We start from the raw sequence: 16311 nt of genomic DNA, 5'->3' as shown, positions 1-16311 counted from the left end.
GTACGAACTTTAAATTAGAATTGAAGTCTTTATGATTTAAACTTTAGGCATTAAGCTGATAGCCGACACTCGCCATTGCTAATAACTCAAGATGGATCTTGAAGATTGCTACCGTTTATTAGGTTTAAGGTCAGGAGCCTCTTTCGCCGACATCAAAGCGTCTTATCGCCGATTGGCGCAACAGTATCATCCTGATATCAATCCAGATGACACAAAAGCAAAAGAAAAGTTTATTGCCGTGACTGAGGCATACAAGCTACTGTTGCATAAAATTCCGCAACAAGAGACAGCACAGCCTTCTAATAAATCACCAGTCGTCGAAAATCAGCCAACACGATCAACGCGTCCTCAAACAGCAACGAAGGAAAAGTTAAAAGAGAAAGCGAAGCCGCCCAGTTTTTCGGAAATAGAACAGCGGTTGAAGTGGAGGACTTATGAGCAGTTACAGCAGTTTTTGAAAGAAAAACGCTTCCCACAAGCAATATCCTTAGCGGAAGCCTTAGCACAACGTTTACCAGAAGATGCAGAAGTGCGTCAGTGGCAAGCTATTTCTTATCAAATTTGGGGGCGATCGCTGATTGCAGAAAAACAGCCTCTCAAAGCAAGAATTTACCTCAAAAAAGCCCTAAAAACAGACCCTTATAATAAGTCTTTATGGGATGAGGTACAGCGTGATTTCCAGATGTTAGAAAATATGTTTTGAGGTTCTTTAACAGTTATCAGTTATCAGTTACCAGTTATCAGTTTTACTGTTCCCTACTCACTGTTAACTGTTTACTGTTCACTGTTCACTGATTGAATGATTGTTTGTATACTAGTTTTTTGCTCAAGTTGTTAGCTAGGGAAAGATAATTACCCTAGCGATTTATATTCTATTTTTATGTCTGAAATTACCGTTACCGTTAAATTGTTTGCTGCTTACCAAGAAGCTTATGGAGTTCCTGAACTGGTACTGGAATTTCCTGAGGATACACCAGTTGCTGTAGTGCGCGATCGCCTGCTGAGTGAACATCCTGAACTAACTCAATTGCGGGATTTTACCCGCTTTGGCGTGAATTTGCAATTTGTTGAACCAGATAGCATCTTGCAAGACGGCGATGAGGTGGTGTTAATTCCACCAGTGAGTGGCGGGTAAGGAACTCTACTCCCAGCTATAATTAGCAACTTTGCCTAAAAACAAAACTGTTCCTATAATATTCGCGACAAGGGTAAAACCATCGTTGACTGAGTCCAAGGCACGTCCGATAATTTTTTTGTTATGCGGTGGAGTTTGTGGTTGAATAACTGCAAAGTCTTCCTTAGATAACAAAGTATTTACAGATTGGGGCTTCTGTGCAATTCCCTGTTCATAATTTTCTGGATTGTCTTGCTCATGTTGGGTTTGGGACAACGTAGAAAATATCTTGCCTGTTTGCTCAAGCTGATCTACAAGTTGAGTGACTAAAGCTTGACTATCTTCATCAAGGTTCGCTAGATTCGACTCATTAATGATAACTTCTGGCTTAGAATCTCCTATGAGGTTATAAAAATTTTTCTCCTCTTTTTTATCCTCAGCTTTGTGGCAGTTTGTCGGCGGTACTCCCAAGACTTCTATTTCAAAATTGATAGGCACCTTTAACATCATAGAGACATTAAGTTTGCGTTTTTGTGTGGAATCGGGGAGTGTAGACATAAGTTGTAATAAATTCTAGAGTTTGTGTATTTATAATTTTGGGATAAGAAAGTAGGTGATCAGTTTCCTGATCACCTTTTTCTAGGTAGTAAAAAAACTATCTAGAATAAACAATGCAAAACCAAGAATTAACGACTTAACGTCAAGTAATTGACTATTAAGGTTATGATTATGCTTGGGTCTGTGAAGCCGGCAGCTGCTGTTTGTTATATCCATTTTGAGGAACACAAACAGGTGGAGTTGCTGTTACTTCTGATTGAAGGTAGATATCTGGTTCGAGATAGACATTTACCTTTTCTCTCACAGGTTCAACGGCTTTGATTGCTAATGTAGGTTCGATAAAGATTGGAATGTTCAGCTTAATAGGAACAGTGAATTGGCAGGCATTAGGGTAGTATTCACTGTTAGATTCAGATTTGTATGTAGACATAAGTTGCAATCCTTATTTATTGCTCGAAGACGAATTGTGTGAGTTGATAATTGGGGTTATGACTGTTGCAAAATTATGAAGCCGGCAGCTGCTGTTTGTTATATCCATTTTGAGGAACACAAACAGGTGGAGTCGCCGTTACTTCTGATTGAAGGTAGATATCTGGTTCGAGATAGACATTTACCTTTTCTCTCACAGGTTCAACGGCTTTGATTGCTAATGTAGGTTCGATGAAGATTGGAACGTTCAGCTTAATAGGAACAGTGAATTGGCAGGCATTAGGGTAGTATTCACTGTTAGATTCAGATTTGTATGTAGACATAAGTTGTAATCCTTATTTCTTGAGCTAAAACGAATTGTGTGAGTTGATAATTGGGATTATGACTGTTGCAAAATTATGAAGCCGGCAGCTGCTGTTTGTTATATCCATTTTGAGGGATACAAACAGGTGCAGCGGCTGCTACTTCTGGTCTAAGGTAGATATCTGGTTCGAGATGAACGCGTACTTTTTCTCTCACAGGCTCAACGGGTTTGATGATCAGTGTAGGTTCGATGAAGATTGGAACGTTCAATTTGATTGGAACAGTGAATTCACAGGCGTTAGGGTAGTATTCACTGTTAGATTCAGATTTGTATGTAGACATAAGTTGTAGTCCTTATTTATTGCTCTAAAACGAATTGTTTGAGTTGATGATTGGAGTTGTGACTATTGCAAAGTCTGTGAAATAGGCAATTGCTGTTTGCTATATCCATTTTGAGGAACACAAACAGGTGCAGCGGCAGCTACTTCTGGTCTAAGGTAGATGTCTGGTTCGAGATGAACGCTTACTTTTTCTCTCACAGGCTCAACAGCTTTAATTGCCACTGTAGGTTCAATGAAGATTGGAATGTTCAATTTGATCGGAACAGTGAATTCGCAGGCGTTAGGGTAGTATTCGGGGTTGTATGTAGACATAAATTTTAATCCTTATTTCTTGAGCTAAAACGAATTGTGTGAGTTGATAATTGGGGTTATGACTGTCACAAAATTATGAATAAGGCAACTGCGGTTTGTTATATCCATTTTGAGGAATACAAACAGGTGCAGCAGCTGCTACTTCTGGTCTAAGGTAGATATCTGGTTCGAGATGAACGCGTACTTTCTCCGTCACAGGCTCAACAGCTTTAATTGCCACTGTAGGTTCGATGAAGATTGGAACATTCAGTTTAATGGGAACAGTGAATTCGCAGGCGTTAGGGTAGTATTCGGGGTTGTATGTAGACATAAATTGCTCGTTACTCCTTAAAGAATGGATTATTTTTTAATCCTTTGATTGTTTCCTTATACAAATAGTATCCTTTCAAATATCGATTGGTAATTAACTATTTTTAGGTCTCAAGACAAGTGCTAATTAATTATTTTTAGATAGTCATAATTTTGCTAGTTTCAAAAACTATCGTTTTTTAGTATGCAGAAATGCTTAATATGAAAAACTTATATAAAAAAGCAGGAGTAAGCGATCGCTTACTCCTGCTTTTTATTCACAACTTAATAAATCTACAAATAAGCGTGCTTGATAATTGAGGAAATACAGGAACGTAAGCTAAACAAGCCTCGTGCTAACAGAATATAAGACTTATTTAACTAGCAATACCTTCTAATGGTTGCAGTGCTTTGTTATGACTGACTTTACAACGCTGTGCTTCTCTCCAAGCATGGGGAGTATTTTTATGGTAATTGCGAAACTGAGAGTAAAAATGATTGATATTTTGATAGCCTACTTGTAAAGCAATCTGATTAACGGAGTCGTTAGTTGATAAAAGTAAGGTGCATGCTTGGGTTATCCGACGCTCAATAATCCAATCATTGACGGTTTTTCCAGTAATATTTCGTACCAAGTTGGTTAAGTAAGCTGAGGAATAACCAACCGCTTGAGCGACTTCTTTTAGGCTAATACTTTGATGATAATTCAATTCGATAAACTCGAAGACGTCACGCAGTCGGGGAATAGATGGAAATATAAACTGAGGAGTATTTGATCTTTGACTTGACTCAGTTGTAGACAATTTCTCTTGTACTAGCTGAATACGAACAAGATTATTTTCTGTGCCAATCACCTCAAACCCTGCTGTCTCCAAGCATTTTACTAAGAGGTTTTTAGTTTCCTGATTCTCATTTATCAGTAAAAAATTAGTCATTTTTTATCCTAGTATTTAATAGAGTTTTCACGTGATAAGATTGCATCACCTGTAACTACCTTGTATCTGAAGTTATAAAGTTAAGAAGAAATTATTAAGTGAGCAGTCTAATTTTTGTCACCAGTTATGTATCAGCAAATTACTTAAGGCTTTGCTTTAACTGTCGCAACAGGCTAGATATAAGTGTGTTATTACATACTTATACGGCGTGTTTTCTTTCAATCCTTATGGATTTGAAAAAATGCGGTGTCCTTTTCAGGAATTGAAAGTGGTATCCTTACACCCATTGGTAAGTAGCCATCTAGCTTGAGGACAACCAACTTTGTGATTGGTAGTACCAAAAAAGATTATTTCATCCCCACTTTCTATATAGATGTGAGTATCAACGACTTATGCACTTAGCTTCATCCCCATGAGCCTTTAGGCGTCCCCATACCCTACTGATTGCCTTACTGACTTTTGAATCAGGACTTGCTGAATTCTTCTTCAATAACTATCTTTGACAGCACTTACGCAAAAATAACGTAGTTGCACCCGTTGCGACGTAAGGAAGTAATCTCACAATTTCTTTGGCAACTCTTGCGTAAGTCTTAGTTCTATTAAACCCGACAAAAAAGGTCGGGTATGTTTGACGAGCAAAAACGCTCGTGGTAACATCAATCCTAAGTTGACGGACATCCAGGGAAGACTTATGACACAGGCGACAACCACCAACACCCAAGCCACCACAGCCACTTTTAAATCCTTGAAGTGTAAGGAATGTGGCGCGGAGTATGAACTCAAGGCTCTTCATGTATGTGAGTTCTGCTTTGGTCCATTGGAAGTAACCTACGACTACAGCGCCCTACGTTCCACAGTCACCCGTCAAACAATTCAAGCCGGACCAAACTCTATCTGGCGTTATCGTAAGTTTTTACCTGTGGCTAGTGAGAACCCCATTGATGTGGGAACTGGTATGACTCCGTTGGTTCGTTCCCATCGCTTGGCACGTCGCCTTGGGTTAAATAAGCTGTATATCAAGAATGATGCCGTCAACATGCCTACCCTCAGCTTCAAAGATCGGGTAGTATCAGTTGCGCTTACCCGCGCACGGGAATTAGGTTTCACGACAGTTTCTTGCGCTAGCACTGGTAACCTAGCAAATTCTACTGCTGCGATCGCGGCACACGCTGGTTTGGACTGTTGCGTGTTCATTCCTGCTGATTTAGAAGCTGGAAAAATTTTAGGTAGCCTGATCTACAGTCCAACTCTCATGGCTGTTAAGGGCAATTACGACCAAGTCAACCGCCTCTGTTCGGAAGTCGCAAATACACATGGTTGGGGTTTTGTCAATATAAACTTGCGTCCCTACTACTCCGAAGGTTCTAAAACACTGGGCTTTGAAGTAGCAGAACAACTTGGCTGGGAGCTACCTGACCACATTGTCGCACCTTTAGCATCTGGTTCTTTATACACGAAAATTTACAAGGGTTTCCAAGAATTTGTTGAAGTTGGTTTGGTGGAAGCAAAAGATGTTAGATTTAGCGGCGCACAAGCTGAGGGATGTTCACCCATCGCTCAAGCTTATAAGGAAGAACGCGACTTTATCAAGCCAGTCAAACCCAACACCATTGCCAAATCTCTTGCAATTGGTAACCCAGCAGATGGTGTCTACGCTGTAGAACTAGCCAAGAAAACTGGTGGTCATATAGAATCAGTCACGGATAGTGAAATTATCGAAGGCATTAAGCTCTTGGCAGAAACAGAAGGTATCTTTACAGAAACCGCTGGTGGAACAACTGTTGCTGTGCTGAAAAAGTTGGCAGAAGCTGGTAAGATTAACCCAGATGAAACCACCGTGGTATATATTACCGGAAACGGCTTGAAAACCCAAGAAGCGGTACAAGGTTACATTGGCGAACCTCTAACAATCGAGGCAAAACTTGATAGCTTTGAACGAGCGCTAGAGCGTTCCCAGACACTGGATCGCCTAGAATGGCAGCAAGTTTTGGTTTAATCATTAATTATGAGTCATTTGTTCAAAGTTCTAAACTGATCACAAATGACAACTCTTAACTCACGACTCTCCGAATTTATGACTGTAAAAGTTTTAGTTCCTACTGCTCTGCAAAAATTCACCAATAACCAAGCCACCTTAGAATGTAAAGGTGACACGATCGCACAACTGTTTGACTCTTTAGAAGAAAACTGTCCTGGTATCAAGTCGCGCTTATGCGATGAAGCTGGACAACCACGGCGGTTTTTGAATCTGTACGTCAATAGTGAAGATATCCGGTTTTTGGAAGGAAAAGATACACCATTGAATGATGGTGATGAAGTAAGCATTGTCCCAGCAGTGGCTGGAGGCTAGTACAATTCAAAATTCAAAATTCAAAATTTAAAAGTCAAAAGTCAAAAGAATTATTTTGAATAAATGATTTTGGAATTTGAATGGATTTGTGGCTCTGTAGGAGCATGGCTTTGGTTACCAGAAAATGCCATCGCTATTGGGAGGCGTGGCTGTGTCAAAATGAAAGTGACTTAACCACGCTTGTGAGTTCTAATAGCAAGACAAAGGATAGAGCTGAGCAATGGCAGAAGAAACAAATCATAATGAAGCTGGGGAAGTTGCTCCCAGCACTGTAGATAAGCAGGCCCCCAGTGTCGCTGAAGAACACGCTCCCAGTACAGACTCACCCGAAGCGACAGACATTCCTTCTGCAAATGCGCCTGAACCAGCATCGGCGAACTCAGAAGCGAATCCGGATGCTGGAAAAACAACGAGTGCTGCACCCAAAGGCGAAAAGCCAGCAGAACCAGCTAAAGCCGAAGCAGAAGATAAGCCACCAGCTAAAGGTGAACCCAAAGACAAACCAGCTAAAGAACCTGGAGATAAGCCAGCAGCTAAAGGTGAAGCCGGAGAAAAACCAGCCGCCAAGGCAAAAAAAGAGAAAGCACCGGCTGTTGAGGATAAGCCATTTGCAGAGTTTATCCAGCAAGATTACTTACCAGCTGTGCAAAAGGCGATCGCCAAAGAAGGAGTGCAAGATGTAGCGCTGAATTTTGCCAAGCAAAAAATTTCCATCGTTGGTTTTGACAAGTCTGAGGAATGCTGGCAAATTATCGGTACTTGGCAGAACGGCTTACGTCAATTTAACCTGTATTTTACACAAGAAGATATTCAAGGGAAAAAGGCTTTTTCCTGCAATGAAGGTAAAAAGCCCAGTACTCTTGAGTCATTCTTAATTGATGAACGCAAAGTCACTCTTGACTTACTAGTTTATGGACTCATGCAGCGCCTGAACGGTCAAAAGTGGTTGGGTAGAAATTAATTTAGTTCGTGGAAATGGTAGGTAACGGCTCCAGTTTCGGGGTCGTTGTCTATCTTTACATAACCTGACTTCAACATTTCTCTGAAAACAGCTTCGATCTCGGCAAAAGTAGCGCCTGTTTCCATAACTGCTTGAGTAACAGTGAGTTGACCGCCCCTTCTTTGTGCAGCTTTAAGCAATTCCATCGTTAGTTTTTCCTGAGGAGAGCGGTAAAGTTGAGTAGCAACAGCTGGCTGATTCAAAGGAACACCCAATGGTGATAAACCTGCTTTTGCTCTGAGTCTCATTTCCTGTTCATCTACCATATTTGGGATAATGAACAAGTCTACAAACTGTCCGATACCAAACACACCACCAGTTAACAACCACAATACACCCGTCCCGATCTTACCGTTGTATAAACGGTGTAATCCGCCTAATCCAAAAAAAAGTCCGCCACTCAAGATGTAGGAGACAAGAAGACGTTCTTGATGGTCTTTGTTATTATTACTGTTTTCTGCTTTCATCTTGTTTTTATCCCCTCTAATTTACTCTTGTTCCCTAATTACAATTTTCCTACTTTATTTTTTTCATATCAGGATGGGCTGCCAGAGTTGTTTGAGTTTTCATATCACCACAACTGAGCAAAGCAACCGCGTTACAAGCAACGAGCGCGATTGGATAGTTCTCATTCTTAAAATAACTAAACTAAATATTTACTGGTCTATAATGTTACAGTTGCTACAAAAACAATAAGGCTCCGATATATTTACAATATGACTGGTTTATGCTTACCTTACTTCACCCAGTGGATTGATTCAACTGGATGATTTGAGTTCGCATGAGCTTCTATTACAAGCTACACATCCTTAATTAAGGATTTCCCGAAAAATTGAAGTGTTGTTGCAACTCTTAACGTATGAAGTGTCTGTTGTCGCCCTACACCTTGGTACACTTAACTAAACGAATAAAATACTGTCGTTATACCGTGCCTTGTGAGTCCAGTCCTACAGGCGGTGAGGTAGCATAAAGGGACGGTTTCCCTTGTGCCGGCTCAGGCTTTCCCGTAAGGGTAAAAGTATTACTGTTGACTTTTGCAGGCACTCAAGATAATAAGACACTCGTGGCAATCAAGACATGGTAGATTCCCTCAAAAAACCAGGCTTTGAAGAAATGCGGTCCGGGATTAAAATCCCAGCCAAAGAAACCCTACTGACACCCCGATTCTACACGACCGACTTTGATGAGATGGCAAAAATGGACATCTCACCAAACGAAGATGAGTTGAAAGCCATTCTGGAAGAGTTTCGTTGTGACTACAACCGTCATCACTTTGTTCGGGATGCCGAGTTTGAACAATCCTGGGATCATATTGACGGGGAAACTCGCCGATTGTTCGTCGAATTTCTAGAGCGTTCCTGTACGGCAGAGTTTTCTGGCTTCTTGCTGTACAAAGAACTCGGTCGTCGCTTAAAGGACAAGAGTCCTGTTTTGGCGGAATGTTTCAACCTCATGTCTCGGGATGAAGCGCGTCATGCTGGCTTCTTGAACAAAGCGCTGTCGGACTTCAATCTGGCGCTGGATTTAGGGTTTTTGACCAAGAGCCGTAATTACACCTTCTTTAAGCCAAAATTCATCTTCTACGCGACTTATCTGTCGGAAAAAATTGGTTATTGGCGGTACATCACAATTTATCGCCACTTAGAAGCACATCCAGAAGACCGGGTTTATCCGATTTTCCGCTGGTTTGAGAACTGGTGTCAGGATGAAAACCGCCACGGGGATTTCTTTGATGCGATCATGAGATCCCAGCCGCAAATGTTAAATGATTGGAAGGCGCGGTTGTGGAGTCGGTTCTTCCTGCTGTCGGTGTTTGCGACGATGTACCTTAACGACGTCCAGCGCAAAGACTTCTATGAATCAATTGGTTTAGATGCACGAGAATATGACATCTACGTGATTGAAAAGACCAATGAAACTGCGGGAAGAGTGTTCCCAGTCATACTGGATGTTGAGCATCCTGAGTTTTATCAGCGCTTAGAAGTTTGTGTGAAGAATAACGAGAAGTTGACGGCGATCGCTACCTCAAAGACTCCCAAATTCGTCCAATTCTTCCAAAAGCTGCCCTATTACATCTCCAACGCTTGGCAGATTTCGCGGTTGTATTTCCTTAAACCAATTGACGCTACTAAAATCCAAGCAACTGTTCACTAAGTTGTAAGCTTTTGCTAAAACTTAAGTGGTTCTGTATTATACAGAGCCACTTTTTTTATGAATTACAGAGGCGCAAAACAATGAGAAGGCTGTTATCAGCTTTATGCTTTGGAGTGGGTGTGAATTTGTTTGTGATCACAGCTCCTGTTTTGTGTGATACACCTTCAAAAAATGCCCAGGATTTAGATATTAGTCCAGAAATTATTAAAAATAGTCCAGTTTTGCAACGTTGGCGGCGTCAAGTACCTAACGTGTTGGAAGATATCAAGAATGACCCTAGTTTTTCTACCAAGATACGAGTGGGGTCTTCTTACTTTTCTTCTGAGAAAGCATTTGGGGTGAATATTGGTGTGGAGGACCTGTTTATTGGTCGTACTAGTTTAACAGTCAGTGGTGAATATCAAGCGGTGTTCAATGGTCAACGCCAGGTTTATGGTGCGGACTTGCATTATTATCTGCGTCCTTTGGGTAGCTACATCAATATTACACCTGTGGTGGGCTATCGGCATCTGGAAATTGACAGCTACTCCACAGATGGAGTGAATCTTGGTGCAAAACTATTGTTGGTGTTGTCTCGCGGTGGTGCAGGAGATATTTCTTTAACCCAAAGTTGGGTTGGTTTGGGTACTGGAGAAGAAGTTGGTTTAACAACAATATCAGTCGGTTATGCTCTTACCTCAAGCATCCGTATATCAACGGATATCGAACAGCAAAATAGTAAACAAAATAAAGAGACTCGCTTAGGCATTGTTTTTGAGTGGCTCCCCTAAAATAGGCTTGTTTAAACCATCCATTTTATTTTTAAAGTGGTATCGATTTATAAATCCAGCAACTTTCGCTTTGTCTAACCCGTAACTCTCATTCCATTTACAGGTGCGACAATGAAACCTAATTTTGTTGAGTGATTCCCACTCGATAAAGGATAGTTGTTTATTGCTGCACACAGGACAAAGATCGTATTGAGCAATTAAAACGAGCTTAGAAACCACTGTAATTAAATCGTCAGGGTCAAATGGTTTAACTAATCTTATGGAAAATCCTGCATCCAGAGCAAGAGCGCCTGCTTCTTCAGAGGCGTGTGCTGTCAAAGCGATTGCAGGAATCTGGCTAACTGCGGCTGCAAGGTTTCTAACTTTTTGAATCAGTGAATAGCCATCCTCATCAGGCATGGCAACATCACTAATCAGAATATTTGGCTTTAACTGCGTAATTGCTTCAAGGGCTTCCCCTGCTGATGTCACCGCAGTCACTTGAACGTTGTACTCTTCAAAAATAACCTTAATCAAATCAAGATTATCGGTATCATCATCTACCACCAGCACCCGCAACCCATCTAACAACTGTGAAGTATCCATATGCGTGAACTCTAGCCTGAATGTGCTTGCTTACGTTGGGAATCGTGATTTTACTTATTATTGCTTAACAAATCATAAGTTTTTATGAAATTTAGTGAGTTTTCTTATTATTTTGTATGAGATTGAATCAATTTATCTATCGACAGAATGATGAATATGTAAAGCTCAATGAAATTTAAGATTTTCTTAAGGTTTTCGAGGTCAAGAGAATTTGAAGTTGGGAGTAAAAACTTCTAAATTCACAATTGTGAGCATTTAACTAGCGCAAGAAACCCTGTTCCCTGTTCACTGTTCCCTGTTCCCTGTTCCCTGTTCCCTGTTCCCTGTTCCCTGTTCCCTGTTCACTGTTCACTGTTCACTGTTCCCTGTTCACTGTTCACTGTGCTTTCTTGTACAATTATGATCACCAATCTTTCATTAAGGGGTGTTAAGCCATGCCAATGGCGGTTGGAGTCATAGAAACTCAGGGTTTTCCGGCTGTGCTAGCAGCAGCGGACGCAATGGTAAAAGCTGCTGCAGTTACCATTGTTTATTATGGGCTAGCGGAAAGCGCTCGCATGTTAGTTGCTGTTCGGGGACACACAGCTGAGGTAGAAAGAGCAGTTGAAGCTGGTATTGAAGCTGGTAATAACCAATCTAACGGTGGTACGGTCATTACCCACTACATTGTTCCTAATCCCCCTGAAAATGTAGAAAGTATTCTGCCAATTCATTTCACTCAAAAATCAGAACCATTCCGAATAATGTGAATGGACAGGCTGATCATTCCACCGCAGGTTCTAACATCCGAATTGTCCCAGCATCAGCATCAATTTCTACCTCTAAACCAATAGGTAATGTCATATTTTCAACACCATGTCCAATCATCGCACCATACCAAGCAGGAATGCCGAGTGGTTGAATGTGATCCCACACAACTTCTTCTAAGGTGAGAGAACCGTAGTCAGCGTCTGGCAAACAATCGGAACATTGTCCAAACACAAAACCTGCAAGTTTATTAAATAAACCCGCAATTTTCAAGTGAGTCATCATGCGATCAATGCGGTAAATATTTTCGCGAGTGTCTTCTAAAAATAGAATCGCACCATTCAAATCGGGTAAATAAGGAGAACCTACAATGGCGGATAAAACAGAAAGATTTCCGCCAATCAGCCGACCTTTTGCTTTACCAGAAGTAATAGTTTGTTTGCGATACTTCACTTGCATGAGACGATTAGAATCGTCACCATCTTTTTGATTTTGAAAAGTTACAGCTTCACCGTTAAATAAAACGCGGCGAAAATAATCTGTTTGAGTCTTTTTCCAAGAGGTTAATCCGTTAGGACCATGAAATGTCACCAGATTTGTTTGAGCATTCAATCCGAGAATTAAAGCAGTTAAGTCACTGAAACCAACTAGAATCTTGGGATTTTTGCGAATGCGCTGGTAATCAAGATAAGGTAGCATCCGGCTACATCCCCATCCACCGCGAACTGGTAAAATGGCGGCGATAGAGGAATCACCAAAAAACTGATTAATATCAGCAGCACGGTCTTTATCTTTACCTGCTAAATAACCATATCGTTCAAGTAGATGCGGTCCCAGTCGCGGGACAAGTCCCAATCCCTTGACTGCATCTATGACAATATTAAGTTCTTCACGGACAAAAACTGCACTAGCAGGAGCAACAATACCCACAATAGATCCTGGCTGCAAACGCTTGGGTTTCAATAGTGGTTTACCTGCTGCTTTTGCCAACTGAAAGGGAAAGGCAAATACTGAAGGGGTAGCAGCTAAACTTAAAAGAAAATTACGGCGGTTAATCATAAAAAGTTTTTTACACTTAGAGTAACTGCCATTAAACCACCATGTAACAGCAGGTGCAAATACAAACCTCTGTTGGTACTTGGATCTCTGTTTTGACTTATGAGTTCTGGTGCATATAAACTTAGCCAAGTCATATACGTTGAGTCAAGCTGTTTGAGACTCTCTTTGTGAGTAAATATGGTCACAATATGATGCCCATGCAGCTCCAAATAAACCAGTTATAGAACCTGATATTGCTGCCAAAACACCCCATGCAAGTGGTCCAGTCCAATTGGTAATTTCCTTTAGTATTGCGCTTCAAATGTTTATGGTAGCAGTTGTCAGATGAAAAGCTCTTTATCAATAAACGGTTTGCTCATACTATCAGGTGATGTTGCCTAAAGATTTGGAGCGATATCTTAAAGATATAAATACTTAATTAACATTTGAGACTAAAACTATGAAAAAGATTATTACGGCTAGTCTAGTCGTTTTAGCCACTGCTGGTGGATTTTTACTTAACAATCAAGCAGTTGAAGCTCACTCTCGCGGTTACTATCACTTTCGCCCATATGGATACTATCCGTATTTTGGACGTCCAATAAATTCTTGCTATCCTGCCACTCAGTGGCTTGTTGACGAAGATCCTGCGTATCATCCTCAAGCTTATGCTGATGGCTACCGTCAAGGAAAACAGAGTGCAACAAGAGGAAACAACTACAAGCCGCGTACTGCTGGTGGAGAATTTAGTCGTGGTTTTGATGACGGTTATAATGGAAAGAAATTTGCTGGTCAAAAACAAGTCGTTCCTAACGAATATAAGCCATATACTACGTCAGAATGTGGTTGGTATTAAAAAACAAGATTTTATGATTCTAGAAGTTGCAATACTCAATGTTCCCAGCGGTATGGAGAACGAGTTTGAAGCCGCTTTCGCCAAAGCATCTCCTATCATTGCTTCAATGAAAGGATACATCTCGCATGAACTCCACCGCTGCATCGAAGCTCCAAACCGCTATCTGCTTCTTGTCCGGTGGCAAACCTTAGAAGACCATACTACTGGTTTTCGTGGGTCACCTCAATATGATCAATGGAAGCAGTTACTCCACCATTTCTACGACCCATTTCCCACGGTTGAGCATTTTGAAGGGGTATTGCAGTATCACTGCAGTGAATAATTGCTTATTATTTTGGAGCAAAAGAATCTTTTCCTGCTCCACACACAGGACATACCCAGTCATCTGGTATGTCTTCAAACGCTGTCCCCGGTTCTATACCACCATCTGGATCGCCTTTTTCTGGATCATATACGTAATTGCAGACAGAACATACATAGTTTTCCATCTTTCTCTCTCTCTAAATTAAGGATCTTCTTTGCCTCAATATTATATACATTGAATTCAGTTCGTAACTCGTAATTCATTGACTAATTACGAATTACGAATTATCAATGACGAATTGTTAATAAAGAGTCGTCAAAGACCCACCTAACCATCCAGCAAAGTTTTCTTTCTGTATCGTAGAAGGATTTTTTACTGGTTTTATCTGATACCTACTAACGCGAGGATACGCCAAGGTGACAGGTAAGGTACGGAGTTCATCTTGATGGAAAATGGTGACTTGAATGATATCCATTGGTCGGTAATCTTTCAGGCGATCGCCTAACCCATTGGCTGTGATACGCAAACCATCAATAGCCAGCAACTCATCTCCCGGATCAATTCCTGCAAATTGTGCGGGTGAATCTGCGTCAACAAACTTAATCAGTTCCCGTCCATTGTCACTATTAACTTTAACTCCTAGATAAGGTTCTTCACCCTTTTCCTCCACCAGTTGCAAGCCAAATGGTTCCAGGTATTCGTTGAAAGGCAAATCTTCAGTCTTATCAATGTAGGAGTTGAAGAAATCAGTCAACTCTATACCAGCAATAAACTCAATCACCGATTGCAATTGTTCTGGAGTATAACCAATTTCATCTGTGCCAAATTGATGCCACATTTTCACCATGACATCATCTAGCGATCGCTGATTTCTAGATCGTGAACGAATCAGCAAATCTAGCAACAACGACACCATTTCCCCTTTTAAATAGTAGGAATTTTGACTATTACCGCTATTGGCATCCGGACGGTAAAGTTTAATCCATGCATCAAAACTCGATTCTGCAAGAGATTGTACCTTGCGTCCTGGAGTTGTTTCATGCCGAGCAATTTCCTTACTCAAATTATTCAAGAATGACTTTGCATCATAAATTCCTGCGCGTAAGGGAATGAGCAAATCGTAGTAACTTGTTGTCCCTTCACAAAACCACAGTGACGATGTATAGTTTTCTTGGTCGTAATCAAAGACTTCTAGTGCTTTTGGGCGAATGCGCTTGACATTCCACAAGTGAAAGAACTCGTGTGCGACTAATTGCAGGAAGCGTTCATACTTGTCGCGATCGCGGAAACCTAAGCGCTGATAAATGAGTGTGCAGGAGTTTTTATGCTCCAAACCACCATAAGCTTGAGCAAATAAATGCAGCAGAAACACATATCGCTGATATGGTAACCCACCAAACATCCGTGCTTCTACTTCAATAATTTTCTCAATATCACTAATCATCTGCTGCAATTGGAAATTGCCTTTCCCCCAAATTGCCAGTTCATGGGATTTTCCCAATACCTCAAAGTGATGTAACTGATGGACACCAATTTCAAAAGGACTATCTACAAGGGTGTCAAAATCTGTAGCACTAAAAGTGTTTGTCTTGTGTGGAACTGATGGTAATGCTGTAGTGACTCGCCACTCTCTGTGTGGGGGTAAAACAGTGACTTGTATTGGTTGTCCTTCCCAAGCCAGTATTCTAAAAAACAGTGCTGCACCATTGAAATAGCCATGGCTAGAGTCCAAGTGATTTGTTCGCACTGATAGCTCATTTGCAAATATACGGTAATGTATAACAATTTCTGATACATCACTTGTTTCCACCTGCCAGTGATTTTTACTAATCTTGTGCCAGGACAAAGGCTTGTCATTAGCAAAAGCCGCAAAATCTTGTAAGTGCTTGGCATATTCCCGGACTAAGTAAGATCCAGGAGTCCACACTGGCAATTTCAAATCTAAAGTCGGCAACGAGTAGTCTACCAGACGTAAACTCACTTCAAATAAGTGCGTTTCTGGTTTGGGCATTGCCACCTGATAGTGAATTGCTGGTGCAGTTTCCTTGGTATAAATGTTAGTGCGAGGTGCAGTTGCTTCAGTCATCTTTGTTTATGAGTAAGAATTCTGAGTTATTAACTATTAGTTAATAGTTAAGAGTTAATGGTCAATAGTCAATAGTCGTAAGTAAAAAAACTTGCTTACTACTGTTGCCTCAGCACTTGAGACTTTTGTATACTTTATCGC

General features: G+C 40.9%; 22 protein-coding genes. 10 read left to right on the top strand and 12 right to left on the bottom strand.

The genetic code is table 11. The features are described from left to right. Positions 1–91 precede the first annotated feature (91 nt). Together DP114_RS24550 and DP114_RS24545 are read left to right on the top strand one after the other, a co-directional pair. Positions 92–703: a J domain-containing protein gene (locus tag DP114_RS24550; RefSeq protein ID WP_171977367.1), complete on the top strand. Its 612-nt coding sequence runs from the start codon at positions 92–94 to the stop codon at positions 701–703. Positions 704–880: 177 nt separating this feature from the next. Beyond that, on the top strand, positions 881–1135 hold the full coding sequence (locus tag DP114_RS24545; RefSeq protein ID WP_169265931.1) for a MoaD/ThiS family protein: 255 nt from the start codon (positions 881–883) through the stop codon (positions 1133–1135). Between the two features lie 6 nt (positions 1136–1141). On the opposite strand, the gene DP114_RS24540 is transcribed toward DP114_RS24545, so the two are convergent. The 7 genes from DP114_RS24540 to DP114_RS24510 all read right to left on the bottom strand — a co-directional run bounded on the left by DP114_RS24540 (position 1142) and on the right by DP114_RS24510 (position 4280). After that, positions 1142–1672 (bottom strand): hypothetical protein, encoded by a 531-nt coding sequence (locus tag DP114_RS24540; protein ID WP_171977366.1) that lies wholly within the window; start codon positions 1670–1672, stop codon positions 1142–1144. A gap of 169 nt (positions 1673–1841) precedes the next feature. Continuing rightward, entirely contained in the window at positions 1842–2102 is a 261-nt protein-coding gene (locus DP114_RS24535; RefSeq protein WP_172195293.1) for a hypothetical protein, read from the bottom strand. A gap of 73 nt (positions 2103–2175) precedes the next feature. Further along, positions 2176–2424 carry a hypothetical protein gene (locus DP114_RS24530; protein ID WP_172195291.1) on the bottom strand — a complete coding sequence of 83 codons (249 nt, stop codon included), beginning with the start codon at positions 2422–2424 and terminating at the stop codon, positions 2176–2178. A 73-nt stretch (positions 2425–2497) separates the two neighbouring features. After that, positions 2498–2746, bottom strand: coding sequence for a hypothetical protein (locus DP114_RS24525; protein WP_172195289.1), 249 nt, complete (start codon positions 2744–2746; stop codon positions 2498–2500). 62 nt (positions 2747–2808) lie between these two features. After that, on the bottom strand, positions 2809–3057 hold the full coding sequence (locus tag DP114_RS24520) for a hypothetical protein (protein ID WP_172195287.1): 249 nt from the start codon (positions 3055–3057) through the stop codon (positions 2809–2811). Positions 3058–3130: 73 nt separating this feature from the next. Continuing rightward, the gene (locus tag DP114_RS24515; RefSeq protein WP_172195285.1) at positions 3131–3367 is read right to left on the bottom strand and encodes a hypothetical protein; all 237 of its coding nucleotides are present in this window, start codon (positions 3365–3367) and stop codon (positions 3131–3133) included. Positions 3368–3722: 355 nt separating this feature from the next. Then, positions 3723–4280 carry a helix-turn-helix domain-containing protein gene (locus tag DP114_RS24510; protein WP_169265934.1) on the bottom strand — a complete coding sequence of 186 codons (558 nt, stop codon included), beginning with the start codon at positions 4278–4280 and terminating at the stop codon, positions 3723–3725. Between the two features lie 691 nt (positions 4281–4971). Between DP114_RS24510 and thrC the strand changes: the two genes are divergently transcribed. From thrC to DP114_RS24495, 3 genes are all read left to right on the top strand, one after another. After that, positions 4972–6276, top strand: a complete 1305-nt coding sequence (thrC, locus tag DP114_RS24505; protein WP_171978290.1) for a threonine synthase — start codon at positions 4972–4974, stop codon at positions 6274–6276. A gap of 78 nt (positions 6277–6354) precedes the next feature. Further along, on the top strand, positions 6355–6630 hold the full coding sequence (locus DP114_RS24500) for a MoaD/ThiS family protein (protein ID WP_169265935.1): 276 nt from the start codon (positions 6355–6357) through the stop codon (positions 6628–6630). A 220-nt stretch (positions 6631–6850) separates the two neighbouring features. Continuing rightward, the gene (locus DP114_RS24495; RefSeq protein WP_169265936.1) at positions 6851–7591 is read left to right on the top strand and encodes a DUF2996 domain-containing protein; all 741 of its coding nucleotides are present in this window, start codon (positions 6851–6853) and stop codon (positions 7589–7591) included. Here DP114_RS24495 and DP114_RS24490 read toward each other — a convergent pair. Further along, entirely contained in the window at positions 7588–8097 is a 510-nt protein-coding gene (locus DP114_RS24490) for a TM2 domain-containing protein (RefSeq protein ID WP_169265937.1), read from the bottom strand. The two genes, DP114_RS24495 and DP114_RS24490, sit on opposite strands and share 4 nt — an antisense overlap. A gap of 610 nt (positions 8098–8707) precedes the next feature. Here DP114_RS24490 and acsF point away from each other — a divergent pair. Beyond that, positions 8708–9784, top strand: coding sequence for a magnesium-protoporphyrin IX monomethyl ester (oxidative) cyclase (acsF, locus tag DP114_RS24485; RefSeq protein ID WP_171977363.1), 1077 nt, complete (start codon positions 8708–8710; stop codon positions 9782–9784). Between the two features lie 80 nt (positions 9785–9864). Beyond that, positions 9865–10554: a hypothetical protein gene (locus tag DP114_RS24480; protein WP_171977362.1), complete on the top strand. Its 690-nt coding sequence runs from the start codon at positions 9865–9867 to the stop codon at positions 10552–10554. Here the strand turns inward: DP114_RS24480 and DP114_RS24475 are convergent. Next, positions 10525–11139, bottom strand: a complete 615-nt coding sequence (locus DP114_RS24475; RefSeq protein WP_171977361.1) for a response regulator — start codon at positions 11137–11139, stop codon at positions 10525–10527. The genes DP114_RS24480 and DP114_RS24475 overlap by 30 nt on opposite strands. A 434-nt stretch (positions 11140–11573) precedes the next feature. Here DP114_RS24475 and DP114_RS24470 point away from each other — a divergent pair, with 434 nt between their 5' ends. After that, complete coding sequence (locus tag DP114_RS24470; RefSeq protein WP_169153698.1) at positions 11574–11888, top strand: BMC domain-containing protein; 315 nt, start codon at positions 11574–11576, stop codon at positions 11886–11888. Positions 11889–11901: 13 nt separating this feature from the next. Here DP114_RS24470 and DP114_RS24465 read toward each other — a convergent pair whose 3' ends face one another. Then, on the bottom strand, positions 11902–12945 hold the full coding sequence (locus tag DP114_RS24465; RefSeq protein WP_171977360.1) for a S66 peptidase family protein: 1044 nt from the start codon (positions 12943–12945) through the stop codon (positions 11902–11904). Between the two features lie 439 nt (positions 12946–13384). Here DP114_RS24465 and DP114_RS24460 point away from each other — a divergent pair, with 439 nt between their 5' ends. Together DP114_RS24460 and DP114_RS24455 are read left to right on the top strand one after the other, a co-directional pair. After that, positions 13385–13780, top strand: coding sequence for a hypothetical protein (locus DP114_RS24460; RefSeq protein ID WP_169265942.1), 396 nt, complete (start codon positions 13385–13387; stop codon positions 13778–13780). 13 nt (positions 13781–13793) lie between these two features. After that, complete coding sequence (locus DP114_RS24455; protein WP_169265943.1) at positions 13794–14102, top strand: antibiotic biosynthesis monooxygenase family protein; 309 nt, start codon at positions 13794–13796, stop codon at positions 14100–14102. Positions 14103–14109: 7 nt separating this feature from the next. Here the strand turns inward: DP114_RS24455 and rd are convergent, their stop codons facing one another. Both rd and DP114_RS24445 read right to left on the bottom strand, forming a co-directional pair. Next, the gene (gene rd, locus DP114_RS24450; protein WP_169265944.1) at positions 14110–14268 is read right to left on the bottom strand and encodes a rubredoxin; all 159 of its coding nucleotides are present in this window, start codon (positions 14266–14268) and stop codon (positions 14110–14112) included. A 117-nt stretch (positions 14269–14385) separates the two neighbouring features. After that, positions 14386–16170: a M61 family metallopeptidase gene (locus DP114_RS24445; protein ID WP_171977359.1), complete on the bottom strand. Its 1785-nt coding sequence runs from the start codon at positions 16168–16170 to the stop codon at positions 14386–14388. Positions 16171–16311 lie beyond the last annotated feature (141 nt).

Origin of the sequence: Brasilonema sennae CENA114, from assembly GCF_006968745.1 — a bacterium.
In the GTDB taxonomy this organism is placed as follows: Bacteria; Cyanobacteriota; Cyanobacteriia; order Cyanobacteriales; family Nostocaceae; genus Brasilonema; species Brasilonema sennae.
This window is presented reverse-complemented; position numbering and strand designations above follow the sequence as displayed.